We start from the raw sequence: 17077 nt of genomic DNA, 5'->3' as shown, positions 1-17077 counted from the left end.
AACATCAATTAATTAAATACGGTTTTTAGTTTGGAACTAATAGAACAGGCACTTAGCGCTTTTTCGAGTTTTATGTGGGGCATGCCGCTCGTTTATCTGCTGGTAGGCGGCGGACTTTTCTTTCTTATTTATTCCCGTTTTGCCCCCTTCAAATATTTTAAACACGCACTCAATATTCTCCGGGGTAAATACGATGATCCTGATGATCCCGGCGACATTACCCACTTCGAAGCCTTATCCAGCGCCCTGGCTGCAACGGTTGGGATGGGGAATATCAGTGGCGTTGCGGTAGCCATCTTTATGGGCGGACCCGGCGCACTTTTTTGGATGTGGGTCAGTGCCTTTGTAGGAATGGCGACCAAATTTTTCACTTGTACTCTGGCTATTTTGTATCGCGGAGAAGATTCCGAAGGCAAAGTACAGGGGGGACCGATGTATGTAATCCGCGAAGGACTTGAAAAAAAATGGGGGGATAACTGGACATATCTTTTTAAACCATTGGCGGGATTATTTGCACTGGCCGGTATCTTCGGTCCACTCCCTATTTTCCAAGCCAATCAGTTGACACAAATCTTACGAGATAGCATTTATATTCCACAAGGCTGGGTGGCTAAAAATGCTCATATGGGCGGTGATCTCATTACCGGACTTGTTCTCGTAGTACTCGTATCACTGGTTATCTTTGGCGGAATTAAGAGAATTGGGAAAGTTACATCCAAGTTAGTTCCGGCCATGGTTGTCATTTACGTGGGATGCGTAATCGCTATCCTGGCTGCTCATATAACTGAAATCCCTCACTATCTCGGCTTAATTGTTACCGATGCCTTCACCGGCAAATCCGTAATGGGCGGAGCGGTAGGATCACTAATCGTCATCGGTATTCAACGTGGTGTATTTTCCAATGAAGCCGGACTCGGTACCGAAGCCCTGGCACATGGTGCGGCCAAAACCAAAGAACCTGTCCGTGAGGGACTCGTCGCCATGCTGGGACCTGCTATCGATACAATCATCACCTGTACCATGACCGCCCTGGCCATTCTGGTTACCGGCGTTTGGAAATCAACCGAAGCCAACGGTGTTACGCTTACCCTTAATGCTTTTGACCAGGCACTTCCTGAATTTGGTACATACTTACTTGTCATTTGTGTTGTATTCTTTGCCATCAGCTCTATGCTCACCTACTCCTACTACGGAACCAAATGTCTCGGCTATTTAATCGGTGCCGACAAACAACACTGGTACAATTACTTTTACGTAGCTTCCATCATTTTTGGATCTATTGCTTCCATTGGTGCAGTTATCGACTTGATTGACGGCATGTTTGCCTTGATGGCCATTCCAACAATGGTTTCCACGATCTTGCTGGCTCCCAAAGTCAAAGAAGCCGCCACCAGTTATTTTAAACGGATTGACAGCTTTGAAACCTTCAAATAGAATACACGGTCAATACCCTTTTTATAGATGAGAAATCCATCGTAAATCTGTTATATTCAAATAAACTAACTGAATACACTGTTTTATGGCTGATGTCATCCTTGGTATTGATCCCGGCTCACGTAATACCGGCTATGCCATCCTCACCGAAGAAGACAATAAATTAGTAGCCCTACGCTGCGATGTACTAAAGATGGCACACATGGATGATCATTCCGATCGGCTGCAATTTATTTTCGAGGAAGTTTCCAAAATCATCTCCTCTTTTAATCCCGACACCTGTGCCGTAGAAACCCCTATTTATGGAGTCGATCCGCTGGCCATGCTTAAACTGGGACGGGCGCAAGCAGCAGCCATGTTGGCTATTACCAATCATAATATTGGGGTCACAGAGTATTATCCCAAACAGGTAAAGAAATCAATTACGGGAAATGGCAACGCCAGCAAAGAGCAGGTAGCATTTATGCTGCGAAAAACCGTAACGCTGCCCGATGAAAAACTATCCAAAGATGCTACCGATGCGTTGGCCGTGGCATGGTGCCACCTGATGAAGCAAAATAGTTTTAACCGGCAGGCTCCCGAATCCAAAAAGAAAACGCACCAGAATAACAGTAAATCGAGCTGGGCCGATTTTGTAGCAAATAATCCCGACCGTGTTAAAGATTAATTTGCACAGTTTCTTACAAACTTTTTAGGTCAAACAAGTCGTCTGGCCTATCTTTTCTCACAACCTTGAGCTTTATTCAAATTTAAATCGTCAAAGCGTGTCATTCTAAACTTGTTTCAAAATCTAAAAGCTTTTATTTAAAGTTACTAAGATCCTGAAATTAATTCAGGATGACACTGAACCTTATTTACATTTACATAAAACTTTTAGTAAATGATAGCATATTTAAAAGGAACCGTCCACGACAAGTCTCCCCAGAAAGTTATTGTTGATGTCCGCGATGTAGGCTACTTGCTCGAGATATCTAATCAAACATATGACGAATTGCCAGCCACAGGTGAAGAGGTTGAACTGCTGGTTTATCATCATGTAACTGATAACGATCAGCGACTTTTCGGCTTTGCCAATCAAAATGAGAAGGACCTTTTTGAGCTCTTGATTACGGTTAAAGGCGTTGGTCCAAAGCTTGGGCTTACTATTCTTTCCGGACTACCAGCCCAGGAAATTACGGGCGCTATTGTGCAAGAGGATAAATCGGCCCTCTCGCAAATTAAGGGGATCGGTAAGAAAACGGCCCAGCGCATGATACTGGAGCTTAAGGATAAAATGTCTGAAATGGTGGACGCTACCTATTCGCCAGACAGTGCCGCAAACCTCAGCAGCAACGTAAAGGAGGAAGCGGTTTCGGCTCTGCAATCACTTGGTTTTAAAAAGCGGGATGCCGAAGAGTCGATTGAGCTTGCTGCCAAGGGTGAGGATTTTGATGGCAACGTACAAAAACTGGTTAAAAAAGCCCTCTCACAAATGGACAAATAACTGTTCTAATTTCGCCAGTATTTTGGGATAAATATTACAAAAAGCGTAAACAGTTCTAGACGTCCGGCCCACATCAAAAAGATCATTACAGTTTTTGAAAGCGGTGAAAAGGCAAGATAATTATTCATGGGTCCGACCAACCCAAACCCGGGCCCAATATTTCCTATACAAGCTGCAGAGGCACTCATTACTTCCAACGTTTCCAGCTCAAGACCAATACGGTACGACTCTATCTCTATAATTAATGCTCCTACCATAAAGGTAAATACGTACAGCATAATCATTATCGTGACGCGTCGCGCTGTTTCATTTTTAATAATATTATCCCCAACCCGTATAGATTGTACTGCGCGCGGATAAATAGTTGTAAAAAGCTGTTTAAAGAACGTTTTTATAGTAACAATCCAGCGGAACACCTTAATTCCACCCCCGGTACTTCCGGCACAGCCTCCGATAAACATCATCATAAATAACAGCGTTTTTGCCATCGAGTTCCATGTATTAAAATCGTAACTCGCATATCCGGTCGTAGTTACAAAAGTCAGCACTTGAAATAAACTATGGCGTATAGCATCCTGTGGTTTCTCAAAAGTATTACCCGAAATCATTACAAATATTATTACTCCTGTAAGAAGGAGGATAAAACCATAAAAGAGAAATTCGGTATCTCGATACAGTTTGCGAGGATTACCGGTAAACGCTCTCCACATCAAGGCAAAGTTAACTCCTGCCATGAACATGAAGGGAATAATTATCCATTGAGCTGTTGATGAAAAAGCAGCTATACTTTCAGCTTCAGGTGAAAACCCACCAGTTGGCATGGTCGTCAGTGCATGCGCTACTGCATTATAAAGATCCATTTCAGGGGAAAGCCCAATTAGATGAGATCCATAAAGTAAGCATCCAAGCGTTACGGTGAGAGCAACATAGAGCAACCATAAAATCCTTGCTGTTTCTACAATACGCGGCGTAATCCGATCAAACTCCGTACCTGGCGCTTCTGCTTCAATTAATTCTGAGCCACCAACGGATAATCGAGGTAAAATGGCTATTCCAAGGACTATTATTCCCATGCCTCCAAGCCATTGCGTAATTTGCCGCCACAGCATGATTTCAGGACTATGTGTATCAAATGAAATAGAAGCCATTACGGTAGCACCTGTGGTTGTAAAGCCACTCATACTCTCAAACAAGGCATTAATTGGTATAGCCACCGCACCTTCTCCGGCCAGCAAATAGGGAAGCCCCCCAACCAGGGTTACCCCCAACCAAGTTAATGATACCAGCAGAAAAGTCTCTCGCAATCCGAGTTTGGGATTGGTATCAAGTCGTTCCAGCAGAAAGCCAACTACTAATGATGCTCCCATTGGAATCAAAAAAACTAATGGATTTTCACGACCAGCTACCGAATAGAAAAAAGGTACGCTTAGTGGTACCGAAAGCCACTTTAAAATAGAGCCAAACAAGCTCAAGACACATAAAATATTAACCTGTTTTCTCATAGTTTTTCTATCATATCTTCAGCCTCACCAGTCGTCAGAACAACTAATTGATCTCCTAATTTTATGGATGTATCCGACTTGGGAATAATAGTATGGTTTTGGCGAACCATTGCTCCAATAACGAAAGGTGGGTCAAAGCTTTTTTGCAGCTCTTCAATAGTTTTATCCAGCACTAGGCTTTCTGCATCAATTTTTATTTCAAAGACCTCCCCAATCTCGTGCTCTAACTCCGTTATGTTTCCTGTATAACTATCCTGTATATAGTTGGTAATGCTGAAAGCAACGACTTCTCTGGGATGAACTACCCGTGTAATATCCAATGACTCAAATAGTGACAGATACTGCTGTTCATGAACAATACTTACCAATCGAGGGGTTTCATATTCCTTTCCTATTAACGTCGCCAATATATTTATGGCATCATCGTCTGTGCTAACCAATAGCATATCAGATTCAGGAATATTCTCTTCTTCCCAAATTGAACGTTCGGTGACATCCGCCTGCAGCACCATGGCCTGGGACAAGTGTTCTGATAGAAACTGGGCCCGGTCGGGATCCTTTTCGAAGATGCGAATACTCAACGGGGTATCTTCCAATAATAGCGCCGTTTGATAACCAATATCACCACCACCGAGAATATCAAACGTATCTTGCACCGGCTCCAACTCCGTGGATGCTATTGATATTCCAAATTCATCCACTTTCTGAGGTGCCCCAAATACTGTGATGCGATCTCCTTCCTCAAAAGTAGTATCCTTTGATATCAACCTGAAATCACTGTCCCGAAAAATTCCGGTAATATTAACTCCAGAATATTTATCACATTGCTGAATGGTTTTACCAATTAACTCACTGTCACTTTCCAACCTAAATTCTGACATTTTAACTTTTTTCTGGCAATACAACTCTTCATTGATTGATTCTTGCCGAGTGGACTGGAACCAGAGAAGATCCGTAATTTGTTTTGCTGTTAAGTTCGATCGGTCAATCATCGCATCAATACCAAATGCGCCTTCTCTTGTATCCCAGATGTTTGCAAAAGATGGGTCAGATACACGGGCAATCGTAAAACACTCAGTAAGGAGTTTAGCCATACTGCCAATAAGAACATTGGTGTGATCTTCGGAGGTCGTAGACATCACAATTTCAGCATCTTCTATACCCGCTGACTTCAATACCTCTTCCTCAAGTCCATTCCCAGAAGTTACATCAACTTCAAAAGGTATGCGATCCAAGTTACTGGCATCTTTATCAATCATTGAAATCTCATGGTTATCACTGAGATCTTCCATCACACTCATGCCCACCTGACCTGCACCAACAATTAATATCTTCATAACAATTTAATTTATACCACTGATAGACCAGTGGAACAGATAATAAATCAACAGCTCCATCACACTAAACTAAAATGATGAGAATTATATCCTATAGGGTTACCATTTCAAAATCATAAAAAGCTCTATCATCGCAAAAGAAATAACAATTATTTAACAGGCTTGCTGTTTCAATTGCGGAGGGGGCTTTGTACTATTGCGTCTTAATATTTAAGCAACGTTTTACTTACCTTAATTTAATACAGTAATTAATTTTTGAGCCGTGGCTGACAAACAAACCATCTTAGTAGTCGACGACGAACAAGATCTTCTCGATTTAATTGAATATAATCTCAAGAAAGAGGGGTTTAATGTGCTAAAAGCCGAAGACGGCAAAGAGGGTATGGAGATGGCCCGCGAGCACAACCCTAACCTGATGCTTTTAGACATCATGATGCCCAAAATGGATGGCATGGAAGTAGTTGAACGCATCCGCGCCGATAAAAATCTCAAACATATTCCTATCATTTTTCTGACGGCCCGTGGCGATGAAAAAACAGAGGTTGAGGGGTTGGACAAAGGAGGTGATGACTACATCACAAAACCGATCAGCACCACCAAATTGATCTCCCGCATCAAAGCTGTATTACGTCGATTTGAGGAAACGAGTCAAATGACAGATAAAATTAAGGTGCACGATATTGTCATTGATAAAGATCGATATATTGTAACCAAAGGTGATGAGGAGTTTCAAATGCCGCGCAAAGAGTTTGAGCTTCTGTACTTTTTAGCCAGCCGAAAAGGCAAAGTTATGGATCGACAAACGCTGCTTGATCAGGTGTGGGGTAATAATGTTTATGTCGTCGATCGTACAGTGGATGTTCACATCCGTAAAATTCGAGAAAAGATCGGAAGTAAGTATATTGAAACGGTTAAAGGAGTCGGTTACAAGTTTAAAGAATGAGGAAAAAACCTTTTCAAAAATCGTCTCGTCTTGCATTCCACAGTGCCTTCTACTCGGCACTGTTAATTGGCTGCGCTATTGGTGTTGCAGCTCAATTTTTGTTCAATACGACCTTAACAAACTCACTTCTTCTCGGCGGTGGAATGTTCGTACTATCGGGAATTACCATTTACCTGGTTATCTATACCCAGCAATTTGCCCGCCTGAAAACTCTCAATCAAATCAATAAAAATATCCTGAAGAAGCGTTTTCGGGATTACGAAGAACTTAATACGAAAAATCACGACGAGCTGGATTATCTGATCAAACAATCGGTGCGGGCCAGCAAAACAGTAGAGCGGGAAATACAACGCCTCAACAGAATTGAAAATTATCGCAAGGAGTTTATCGGGGATATTTCTCACGAGCTTAAAACACCTATTTTTGCAATCCAGGGCTTTATCGAAACCCTACTAAACGGCGCGATTGATGATGAGGAAGTCAACCAAAAATTTCTTGAGAAAGCGATGCGAAACGTCAATCGTCTTATTTATCTCACTAAAGATCTTATGGAGATCTCCAAACTTGAGACTGGTGAATTAAAGTCTGATATCCAAAATATTAATATCAAAGATCTGATTATGGAGGTTATTAACAATCTCCAATACAAAGCCGAAAAAGCCGACGTCTTACTTAAAACGGATATCTCACAAGATTATACTGTCAGTGCCGATCGCAGCCAAATTAAACAGGTCCTCATTAACTTGGTAGATAACGCCATCAAATACAATGTTAAAGGAGGTAAAGTTACCGTTGGCATTAAACCATGGTCGGAAGATGAAAGTCGCGTATTAGTATATGTGAAAGATACGGGCATTGGAATTAGTCAGCAACATATTGAACGAGTCACTGAACGGTTCTTTCGTGTAGATAAATCTCGATCTCGGGAAGACGGCGAAGGTACCGGCTTGGGACTGGCGATCGTAAAGCATATTATGCAGGCTCATAACGAAGAGCTGTTTATCGAAAGTACTCCCAATGTCAGCTCCTCATTTAGTTTTACGCTCAGCAAAGTTGATCTTACATCTGCAGAAGCTGAGCTTACCAATTAAGTATCACCAACTACTCTGATGAATAATCCAGAAACCACAATTCTTTTTCTTATTACCGGACTCATCACCGCCTGCGGATCACATGAGGCGATGCCCATTCTACAAAAAGCCCGGATGAAGGTTGTAAATAAACAATACCTCGAGGCTATTTTTACCGCTGAAAAAATTGTGGAGCACTATCCCGGTACGGCCTTTGAAGAATCTGCCCGAGAAATTATTTATCTCATCAATAAACATCATCTCGACGAAGAGTACACCGTCACCGTTTAAATATAGAATAATGCCGGGCAAAATTTCTTCACACTTGTTGGGATTTTCGATACCTTCCCTTTCCAAATTCATCAACACTAATATCCATTTACTTTTATGTTACATGCCGTAATTATGGCTGGTGGATCGGGCACCCGATTCTGGCCGCGAAGCACTGAAGCTCGTCCCAAACAATTTTTAAATATTTTCGGCAATCGCACCATGCTGCAAGATACTGTTGATCGGATTAAACCGCTGGTTGCAGCCGATCGCGTCTGGGTTATCACCAATGATAAATATGTAGATTTGGTGCAAGAGCAGCTCCCTGATGTTCCAGCCAACAATATCGTGGGCGAACCGGTGGGCAAAAATACCGCTCCCTGTGTTGCAGCGGCGGCCGCGCTTATCCAGGAAAAAGATCCCGATGGGACCATGGTTGTACTGCCTGCGGATCACCTAATCGGCAAGCCCAAAAAGTTCTTATCTGTTTTGGAAGCAGCCCAAGCCAAAGCCCAGGAACCCGGCGCACTCGTGACTATCGGCATTAAGCCCGATCATCCCGAAACCGGATACGGGTACATTGAGTTTGATTCCGGCTCTTCTGAAAAAGAAAAAGGACATGAAATTAAAAAAGTAAATCAGTTTCGTGAAAAACCCGACCTGGAAACAGCTAAAGAGTTTATTGACTCCGGCAACTTTTTGTGGAATAGCGGAATGTTCATCTGGAAAGCATCGACTATTCTGGAGAAGTTTAAACAGCATCTTCCTACCATTTTTGATGAGGTAAAGAAACTAAAACCGGCAGTAGGGTCAGACAATCAAAAAGAGGCTGTTGATGAGTTTTATTACGGCTGTACCTCTATTTCCATCGATTATGGGATTATGGAGCAGGCCGATAGCGTATTTGTTGTTCCCGGCTCATTTGAGTGGAATGATGTAGGAAGCTGGAGAGCGGTTTACGACTTGAGAGCCAAAGATGAGGAAGGCAATGTCATTCAAACCGATACCTCGGCTACCGCTGATTCCAAGAATAATCTTATCCAAAGTGACAGTGGCAAAATAATTGCGCTTGTGGGCGTCGAAAACCTGGCGGTTGTGGAAACGAACAACGCCATTTTGGTTTGCGATCTGGACAGTTCTCAGGGAGTTAAGAAAGTCGTTAATAAGCTACGCAAAGATGATGATCTGAAGCGATTTGTATAGTGGGGATTGTTCTCCAATAAATTCCTCCATGCGCTGCACTTAATCGAGATAACAGCAAGTCTTCAATTGAATTATTACCTCGACTGTCATTTCGAACGAGCATAGCGTAATGAGAAATCTTTGTTTTTATTGTATAATTTCAATTCAAAACATAGATCTCTCCCGCTGGTCGAGATGACATAGTCAGCATTTAGGATATAATTAATCTGCCCTATTTGTCATTTCGAACGGAAGTGAGAAATCTATGTTTAGATCATTAACAAGATCACTCAATGGTGAGTGTCAGCTGATCATAAGCCAAACGCACATGATCGGGTAGTCGCTTATTGGATTCCTCATGATTTACATACGAATTCATGTGACAGAGATAGGTTTGAGGAATATCAAGCTCATTGGCAATATCCACTGCTTCGGGAATGGTCATATGTGTGGGGTGCTCCGGTTTCCATCGCAGTCCATCCAACACCATCACTTTTGAGCCGCGAATACGCTCTTTCGTTGACTCATGCAACTCCTTGACATCTGTAATATAGGACACATCATTCACACGATAGCCCAATACGGTAACTTTACCATGAGTAGCCGGCAGTGGAGTAATTTCCAAATCCTGAAAGGAAATCGTATCACTAATCTCCTGCAGATTGATATCCGTTGCGCCAGGATAGCGATTAGGACCAAACATATACTCAAAGCGACGCCTTATAGCATCCAAACAAGTAGAACTGCCATATACCGGAATAGTTTGCTCCTGCTTATAACAAAACGGCCGCAGATCGTCGAGCCCTGCAATATGATCCATGTGCTCGTGAGTAATCAGCACCAGATCGATTTCTGAAAGTCCGGCCCGAATGGTCTGCAATCGGAATTCAGGACCCGTATCAATTACAATAGATGACTCGTCAGTTTGTATCCACGCCGAACAGCGCCAACGGATGTTACGCGGATCTCCATCGATTTGCTCTTTACCAAAACCTCCGGCCGTAGGTACGCCCATGGAAGTTCCGGTACCCAAAAACGTTAACTTCATCGTCTAAATATCAATATCCATTTCTTCAATTTCACTGCCCCTGTACTTCTCAAATCGATCCCAAAGTTCCTCAAGCTGCTTGCGAATTGCCGGTTTAATATAAATATCCGTTAATTCCTGCTTTTTATCCTTAAGAACGCGAGCCAGCAACCCTACCTGTTGCTGCTCAGGCTTCTTCTTGTTTAGAACCACCAGTTTTTGTCCCTCCATCACACAGGAATCACCTTGAAATGTTCCCTTTTCCTTACGAATAGTATAGCCGAGTTGCTCAATCAACTCTTCAAGTTCTAAAAGCAGTTTTTCGGTTTTCATCAGCTTAAAACGTGATTCCTATTTCAACACTATGTCCACTTAGATCGTAATCATAAACTTCATCTTCTACATCATAGCTTCGAAAATCATATTTGTAGCCAATTGATAATCCCAAATTGTTATACAGTCGATCAAAATAAAGCTTTCCAAAAGCATCTACTACGCCAATTGATCCCCCAAAAAATCCACCTGTTGCAAAAGAGAATCCATAACCCGGTATTGCTCCAAATTTTACACGTGCCTTTTTAGTGGGACGCAATTCACCGCGGAAACCCACGCCACCGGATATCATCCCATACTGAAATCTATTAACTGTTTGAGGATTAAATGTTTCATTACCTGTTATATTAGTATATCGGGATGATAATCGAAACGGTATTTTCAAAAGTAATATTTTACTACGGTATAGATTTATTCCAAAATCAAAATTACCCCCCGTATGAAAATAGGACGCCTCATCAACACCGGTAACTTTTCCACCTGTAGAAAGAAATAAATCAAGATCTGTAGTATTATAACCCAGCTTTATTACCGGTCCGGAATATTCAAATGCTCCCGGTCTAATTTGACTATTAACATTCTGTGCCCCCTTATATATAGCCTCCATCGATTCTAATCCAATATAAATCTCTGAAAGGGGCCCACTGTTTCGAGGACCAGTTTCGCCCACCGAGAACATTTGTGCCTGCAACGGTGTTGTGCTTCCTGCTATCAATACAAACAGCATTGATAAGAAGACGGCTAATATTTTATATCTTTTTTCAAAAAACAGGGAATTCTTTTTTGTAGCTTTACATTTCATATATATCATCCATTAAATAAGTGTGTAAAATCTATGAAAACCGTAGGACTCTTAATAATACTTTTATCAATGTCATTACATACTACTGATACAACTACAGATTCCGTTTACGAGTTCAAAACTACAAACATTGACGGAGAAGAAACATCATTAAATAAATATGAGGGAAAAGCTTTATTAATCGTTAATACGGCTTCGGAGTGTGGGTATACACCACAATATGAAGGTCTGCAGGCATTATATGAAAAATACAGCGATGAAGGACTTGTGGTATTAGGTTTTCCTGCCAACAATTTTGGTGGACAGGAACCGGGAACGGATGAAGAGATTAAACAGTTTTGTAAAGTGAACTATGATGTAAGTTTTCCGATGTTTTCGAAGGTATCGGTCAAAGGCGATGATCAACATCCCTTGTTCTCTTATTTAACAACGGCTGAAAATCCTGACTTTACTGGTGAAATAAAATGGAATTTTGAGAAATTTCTGATCGATAAGAACGGCAAATTGGTCCATCGCTACCGAAGTGACGTTAAACCACAGAGTGAGGAAATTTTAAAGGCAATAGAAAAGGAATTAAACAGTTGATATAATGTATCCCTAATACATCCCATCACCATCCCGACGGAGGACCGTAACTGATACTTGCGGTCCTCCTTTTTTATTTAGTTTAATGAATGTGATATAAGTAAAAATTCTGGTATTCGAACCTTTATTAATTTCCCATTCCTACGCTCCATGGTGTAATACCCACGCATACTGCCACGATACGATTTTAGCACACAAAAACTATTGTATTCATGCTCTTCACCCGACCCAATTGTTGGTTGTAATCCAATAATGCCTGCTCCATCAACTTCGTGATCTTGTCCGCCGGAGTCTTTAATTTGCCAATGTCTTCTTAACAATTGTACTGGCTGATCTCCCATATTTCGGATGGTAACGAAGTAAGCAAATACATGTTTATTAACAACAGGGCTGGATTCCTCTTCCAAATAGGTGGGCTTTACCTCAACACTAATATCGTGAGAAACCTCGACAAATGTGGGCTGATACATAAAATAGTTGGGCTTTGTTTTTTACCTATGGTAATAAAATCCCTATGTGAATCAAAGGATTGAAAATAGCGTAGATTGTGCTTGACATAGGAGGTAAAAGGTCGTTATATTTGGGCTCTCATTTGGTCCGGTAGTTCAGTTGGTTAGAACGCCTGCCTGTCACGCAGGAGGTCGCGAGTTCGAGTCTCGTCCGGATCGCAACACACTAAGCCGCTGGCTCGCAAAGAGTTAGCGGCTTTTTTATTTTTTAGGATCCCTCCCATTATTAGTTATATATTTATTCTGGTACTATAATGGTACTAGGTAAAACCACGCTCCTTATCCTCAGAGATATTAAAACTCCTTCGATTACCACCGTAATTATTGTGCTCGGCATTTCCAATCTCTCCCAGCTGCAATTAACAATATTATATAAACATATTATAGCAACTAGTCTTTACATAACATGATTACGTAATGTAGATTTTGCTCTTTGTATCTTTATTTAAGACACTTATTCCTTGAAACATAAAGATTTATACTATCATCTAGTTGAGATAATTATAGGTTAGGTCAACCCACCAAACTTCTTCTTCCAATTGTAAAAGGTTGCCTCGCTGATGCCCATCTTACGACAGACTTCCCCAACCTTGGTTCCGGTCTCGGCCTGATGGAGCGCAAAGACAATCTGAGATTCGGTAATTTTTGATCGTTTCATGGCAATTATGATTTGGTTGTAAGTTAGCACAATTGCCCGAAAACTCTACTTTACAGTGGACCAGTTTTTAGGGAGGAGGTCAATACTACAAAGTAGTGTTGGAGGGAAATAGGAAGTTATTTCATGGTGCTAATTCACTTCGTGACCCTATAAATTTTAAGAGACAACTCATTTCCCCTTGGTCTCAAATTTGTATTTCTAACTACCGATAATTGAAGAATATTCTAACCACACGCATATAGGAAATAGCTCTCTGTATTTACCCTAATCAAGTGTATAAGGGAATCCTTTTTACATCTCTGTATTTATTAAAAAAACATAATTCACTAATTGTGAATATATAAAATATATTAGATCGACAATTTATATAGTTTATAAATAAACAAAAGGGGAGTATGAATATTCGATTACTCTTGTTATCAGTCTTTTTGATAATAAGTATAACAGCAAATGCGCAATACAGAGCCCTCACACTTGAAGGCGGGGCAGGCAAAGGACTTGACAGTAATACAGAATTTTATGGGGGATCAGTAAATTTCCACTGGGGCTTTAATGAACATTGGTATCTCCTCAACTGGAATGGCATATCATATGATGTAGAACAGCCTTATCAACGATGGCTGGCATCTGAGGTATCGATGAATAGAGCTTTTGGGAAAGTAAATAATTATGGAATAGGTGCAGGTATTCAATATCGAAACTCGATGGTTGACGGTATTGATGGGTATTATGCTATTCTAAAAGTGCGGAAAACATTTTTATTTAAATAACTATGAACCTTTTTTGGTGGATACTTGGCTACGTAATTATTGTAACAGCTTTTCAGGTCTTTTTAATATTACGAGGAGCCCTAAGATATAATGATAAAAAGGACTTAGACCTCGATTTTAATCCGAAAGTTAGCATACTAATTCCTGCATACAATGAAGAAAAATCTATTATATCTTGTATTCAGGGAGCATTAAAACAAGATTATCACGATTTTGAAGTGTTAGTAATTGATGATGGAAGTGCAGACAACACGCTTCAAAAAGTGAAAAACTTCATTGATAATAATGATTACGGTAATTTAAAGGTAATTCATAAAGAAAATGGGGGAAAACATTCTGCACTTAATCGGGGAATTGAGGCATCAACAGGTGGTTGGATACTGGCAGTAGATGCCGATTCCTTTATTTTGCCAAGCACTATATCAACACTGGTTAGCAAGAAGCGAGTAGATACGGTTGCGATGACCGCTGGTATTGGATTCGTAAATAACTGTATTATCAAAGATGGTGTATTAGTAGATAGAAACGTTTCAAATAATCTGCTGGTTCTATCTCAAATGCTAGAGTACATACGGACATTTGTGATGCTGAAGATGTCCATGGACAGCATTAATGGGACAATTATCATGTCGGGGGCGTGTTCGTTCTTCAATAAGAAATATATCCAAGATATAGGTGGATATAGAAATAAGATCACTGAAGACTCTGAATTGACACTGCGGATTCATGCAGAAGGAGGAAAGGTTCAGTTCATAAACGATGTGTTATCATTTACGGAAGCACCCGAAACGGTAGGGGTGCTACATAAACAACGAATGAGATGGATTCGGGGATTATTAAATGATATGTGGGAATATAAAGGGAAGATGGATAAAAGTAGATCTGTCAAAAGATATATGATCCCCTATTTTTATATGTTAGATGTGATATTCCCTTGGATAGAATTATTGGGATGGAGTATGTTTTTTGCTTCGTTGTTATTTATAAATGAACTCTCCTTATCTGTATCATTGCTATTTTTATTAGCATTATATTCCCTGTTTTTAATTAATAACGTTGTATTACTTACCGTAGGGTTTAAGAAAATGGTAACGTCTTTTGACTACGGTGGTAGATGGAAACTGTACCTCATTGCATTCTTCGATATCATATATTATCGACCCATCATTATTTATTTTGTGGTCAATGCACACATAAAAGAGTTTTTCGATGCAAACTATAGTTGGGGAGATATGAAGCGTAAAGGATTTTAATTATAGAGAAGATGTGAAAAAACAAGCCAAAAATGAATTTATCCTCTTTTAATTAGTTCAATGGAAAACGAAATGTGAACGTACTTCCATTTTCACTTTCAATATCCCGTTCTGCCTCAAGCTGGGATGCAAACGTATCAATAAGCAGAGATCCCAGACTGTCAGTTTTATTATCAAAATCATCGGGTAATCCAGGCCCGTTATCTGATATGACGAGAGTTGCTTTATCTTGATGTTTGCTGAGCTCCACTTTCAACATACCTTGATCCTTCGAATCAAAAGCATGTTTAAATGCATTAACGACCAGTTCATTAACCAGCAATCCACAGGTTACGGCTTTATCAACCTTCATTTCTAATGGTTCAAGTGAAAAACGTAGCTCAACATCCTCCTGCTTATCAGAGAATGTTTGGTAAATAGCCTCAACCAGTTCTTGAAGATAGTTATCAAGACGTACCGATCGATATGATTCGGTTTGGTAGAGTTTATCGTGGATTAATGCCATCGATTGTATGCGAGACTTGCTGTCTTCTAATTTATCTTTAACTTCTTCGAGACTGGTTGTATCCATTTGTAAATCCAAAAGCCCAGCAATCATAGCCAAATTGTTCTTAACGCGATGATGGATTTCCTGCATCAGAATTGCTCTATCCTCAAGGGCCTGCTGTAGATCTTTCGTTTGGGAGCGAACTTGTTTTTTTAGTGACCATACCCATCCTCCAATAATTAGGATCAGGATTCCCGCTCCCCAAAGCAGAAGCATAACATACCTTTGGGGCATTCCCGAATATTGCAAGTCCTCCGGAGTTCGAGGCAGGATTTCATAGATTGTATTTCCTGATTCTTGGAACGTATAGGTATCCATAATTCCTGTTATGTGTATACGATCCCCAACACGAAGCATATCGAAATTAAAATCCTGCCGATAACTGTGTGCATCATCTACAAAAACCGTCAGAGAAGAGCCAGACGTATCCGAATGAGATATGGTTAAGGATGTATAATCAGAGCTCATGTTTTTGCGTGTAACAACTGCTTCCCCTTCTACAAGCATCCCCAAATATCGTTTGGGGCTCTTAAAGGCATCCTGAACAGGAATAGGAGTTGGATTTCGCGAATCAGTTTGAACAATTCTCAAACTGTCAACAACTACTTCCGGTTTTCCATAATACAGTTCCAATTTGCCCGCTACAATTAAACTATCCCCGCTGGTAATCTCTTGTTTTAGCGTATCAGAAAATACAAGTATGCCCGACTTGGTATCCTGTATATACACCGTCAAGTTCTGATCGCTAAATACTGATGACGCTACCGACGCTCTGCCAGAAACGGTAATATATTGATTCAGAAAATCGAATTCTCCATCGTTATTGGCATCAATCAATGCTTCGGATACCGATTTCACCTCCGTCGAATCAGAAATGCTTGCGCCCGCTTCTATTGGCAACAGTAGCATTATTCCCATTGCAACTGAGAATAGTCGCAATAAAAAGGAATACACAAATTCCTTCTTTCTTAGATCTCCCATCTAATACTACCCGAATATTTAATTGTTCAAAGCACTCCTAAATGCCTTATAAAAATTTGCGTAAAAACATACTAATAACTCCTAAATATTAAAAATTATTAATATTTAGCATGCCACGTGACTTTCAGATGACCCAATGAATCAGTTCTCGACTCTATTTCCCAACTCTACAAATAATAAAAGTATCTTACTTGCAAAATGGACATAACCAACACCCGGTAGAATATTAAAATTATTAATGATTTATAGTGAGTTTATTTATGGTCAGCATCTCTATAACAATTACTCCAAAATTAAATAAAATTTCTTTGTAACGATTGGCTGTAAAGCTCGTCATATGGACGAAATAAATCATAAAACCATTCTTTACAATTTACAAGTAACCAATAAT

General features: G+C 40.4%; 17 protein-coding genes, 1 tRNA gene and 1 pseudogene. 11 read left to right on the top strand and 8 right to left on the bottom strand.

Going from position 1 to position 17077, the window contains the following annotated elements; genetic code table 11:
* The first annotated feature begins 30 nt into the window (after nt 1-30).
* The 3 genes from ACQ4LT_RS00795 (at nt 31) to ruvA (ending at nt 2917) form a co-directional block, all read left to right on the top strand.
* Entirely contained in the window at nt 31-1434 is a 1404-nt protein-coding gene (locus ACQ4LT_RS00795; RefSeq protein ID WP_445664095.1) for an alanine/glycine:cation symporter family protein, read from the top strand.
* Between the two features lie 85 nt (nt 1435-1519).
* Nucleotides 1520-2101: a crossover junction endodeoxyribonuclease RuvC gene (gene ruvC, locus ACQ4LT_RS00790; protein WP_445664094.1), complete on the top strand. Its 582-nt coding sequence runs from the start codon at nt 1520-1522 to the stop codon at nt 2099-2101.
* Between the two features lie 213 nt (nt 2102-2314).
* Nucleotides 2315-2917 carry a Holliday junction branch migration protein RuvA gene (gene ruvA, locus ACQ4LT_RS00785; RefSeq protein WP_445664093.1) on the top strand — a complete coding sequence of 201 codons (603 nt, stop codon included), beginning with the start codon at nt 2315-2317 and terminating at the stop codon, nt 2915-2917.
* Nucleotides 2918-2922: 5 nt separating this feature from the next.
* Here the strand turns inward: ruvA and ACQ4LT_RS00780 are convergent, their stop codons facing one another.
* Nucleotides 2923-4419 (bottom strand): TrkH family potassium uptake protein, encoded by a 1497-nt coding sequence (locus ACQ4LT_RS00780; protein ID WP_445664092.1) that lies wholly within the window; start codon nt 4417-4419, stop codon nt 2923-2925.
* On the bottom strand, nt 4416-5756 hold the full coding sequence (gene trkA, locus ACQ4LT_RS00775; protein WP_445664091.1) for a Trk system potassium transporter TrkA: 1341 nt from the start codon (nt 5754-5756) through the stop codon (nt 4416-4418). Before trkA ends, ACQ4LT_RS00780 begins: the two co-directional genes overlap by 4 nt.
* A gap of 262 nt (nt 5757-6018) precedes the next feature.
* Between trkA and ACQ4LT_RS00770 the strand changes: the two genes are divergently transcribed.
* The 4 genes from ACQ4LT_RS00770 to ACQ4LT_RS00755 all read left to right on the top strand — a co-directional run bounded on the left by ACQ4LT_RS00770 (nt 6019) and on the right by ACQ4LT_RS00755 (nt 9242).
* On the top strand, nt 6019-6699 hold the full coding sequence (locus ACQ4LT_RS00770; RefSeq protein ID WP_445664090.1) for a response regulator transcription factor: 681 nt from the start codon (nt 6019-6021) through the stop codon (nt 6697-6699).
* Nucleotides 6696-7790, top strand: a complete 1095-nt coding sequence (locus ACQ4LT_RS00765) for a sensor histidine kinase (protein ID WP_445664089.1) — start codon at nt 6696-6698, stop codon at nt 7788-7790. The genes ACQ4LT_RS00770 and ACQ4LT_RS00765 overlap by 4 nt, the downstream gene beginning before the upstream one ends.
* A gap of 18 nt (nt 7791-7808) precedes the next feature.
* Nucleotides 7809-8060 (top strand): hypothetical protein, encoded by a 252-nt coding sequence (locus ACQ4LT_RS00760; RefSeq protein ID WP_445664088.1) that lies wholly within the window; start codon nt 7809-7811, stop codon nt 8058-8060.
* Between the two features lie 96 nt (nt 8061-8156).
* On the top strand, nt 8157-9242 hold the full coding sequence (locus ACQ4LT_RS00755) for a mannose-1-phosphate guanylyltransferase (RefSeq protein WP_445664087.1): 1086 nt from the start codon (nt 8157-8159) through the stop codon (nt 9240-9242).
* Between the two features lie 265 nt (nt 9243-9507).
* Here the strand turns inward: ACQ4LT_RS00755 and ACQ4LT_RS00750 are convergent, their stop codons facing one another.
* Genes ACQ4LT_RS00750 through ACQ4LT_RS00740 form a run of 3 tightly spaced genes read right to left on the bottom strand, consistent with a single transcriptional unit; the run spans nt 9508 to nt 11383 of the window.
* Nucleotides 9508-10269 (bottom strand): MBL fold metallo-hydrolase, encoded by a 762-nt coding sequence (locus ACQ4LT_RS00750; RefSeq protein WP_445664086.1) that lies wholly within the window; start codon nt 10267-10269, stop codon nt 9508-9510.
* A 3-nt stretch (nt 10270-10272) separates the two neighbouring features.
* Nucleotides 10273-10581 (bottom strand): hypothetical protein, encoded by a 309-nt coding sequence (locus tag ACQ4LT_RS00745; protein ID WP_445664085.1) that lies wholly within the window; start codon nt 10579-10581, stop codon nt 10273-10275.
* A gap of 4 nt (nt 10582-10585) precedes the next feature.
* Nucleotides 10586-11383: a hypothetical protein gene (locus tag ACQ4LT_RS00740; protein ID WP_445664084.1), complete on the bottom strand. Its 798-nt coding sequence runs from the start codon at nt 11381-11383 to the stop codon at nt 10586-10588.
* Between the two features lie 69 nt (nt 11384-11452).
* Here ACQ4LT_RS00740 and ACQ4LT_RS00735 point away from each other — a divergent pair, with 69 nt between their 5' ends.
* On the top strand, nt 11453-11968 hold the full coding sequence (locus ACQ4LT_RS00735) for a glutathione peroxidase (RefSeq protein ID WP_445664083.1): 516 nt from the start codon (nt 11453-11455) through the stop codon (nt 11966-11968).
* 77 nt (nt 11969-12045) lie between these two features.
* On the opposite strand, the gene apaG is transcribed toward ACQ4LT_RS00735, so the two are convergent.
* The gene (apaG, locus tag ACQ4LT_RS00730) at nt 12046-12438 is read right to left on the bottom strand and encodes a Co2+/Mg2+ efflux protein ApaG (RefSeq protein WP_445664082.1); all 393 of its coding nucleotides are present in this window, start codon (nt 12436-12438) and stop codon (nt 12046-12048) included.
* Nucleotides 12439-12562: 124 nt separating this feature from the next.
* Here apaG and ACQ4LT_RS00725 point away from each other — a divergent pair.
* Nucleotides 12563-12636: transfer RNA gene (locus ACQ4LT_RS00725), tRNA-Asp, on the top strand.
* 355 nt (nt 12637-12991) lie between these two features.
* Here ACQ4LT_RS00725 and ACQ4LT_RS00720 read toward each other — a convergent pair.
* A pseudogene (locus ACQ4LT_RS00720) lies at nt 12992-13135 on the bottom strand (transposase); the annotation flags it as partial.
* Nucleotides 13136-13530: 395 nt separating this feature from the next.
* On the opposite strand from ACQ4LT_RS00720, the gene ACQ4LT_RS00715 reads away from it, so the two are divergent.
* Both ACQ4LT_RS00715 and ACQ4LT_RS00710 read left to right on the top strand, forming a co-directional pair.
* Nucleotides 13531-13905 carry a hypothetical protein gene (locus ACQ4LT_RS00715; RefSeq protein ID WP_445664081.1) on the top strand — a complete coding sequence of 125 codons (375 nt, stop codon included), beginning with the start codon at nt 13531-13533 and terminating at the stop codon, nt 13903-13905.
* Nucleotides 13906-13907: 2 nt separating this feature from the next.
* Nucleotides 13908-15158, top strand: a complete 1251-nt coding sequence (locus ACQ4LT_RS00710) for a glycosyltransferase (RefSeq protein ID WP_445664079.1) — start codon at nt 13908-13910, stop codon at nt 15156-15158.
* 52 nt (nt 15159-15210) lie between these two features.
* On the opposite strand, the gene ACQ4LT_RS00705 is transcribed toward ACQ4LT_RS00710, so the two are convergent.
* Nucleotides 15211-16686 (bottom strand): histidine kinase dimerization/phosphoacceptor domain -containing protein, encoded by a 1476-nt coding sequence (locus ACQ4LT_RS00705; protein WP_445664078.1) that lies wholly within the window; start codon nt 16684-16686, stop codon nt 15211-15213.
* Nucleotides 16687-17077: the final 391 nt, after the last annotated feature.

This window comes from Fodinibius sp. AD559 (assembly GCF_052712805.1).
The sequence above is the reverse complement of the archived record's forward strand: the minus strand, read 5'-3'. Positions and strand labels throughout refer to the sequence as shown.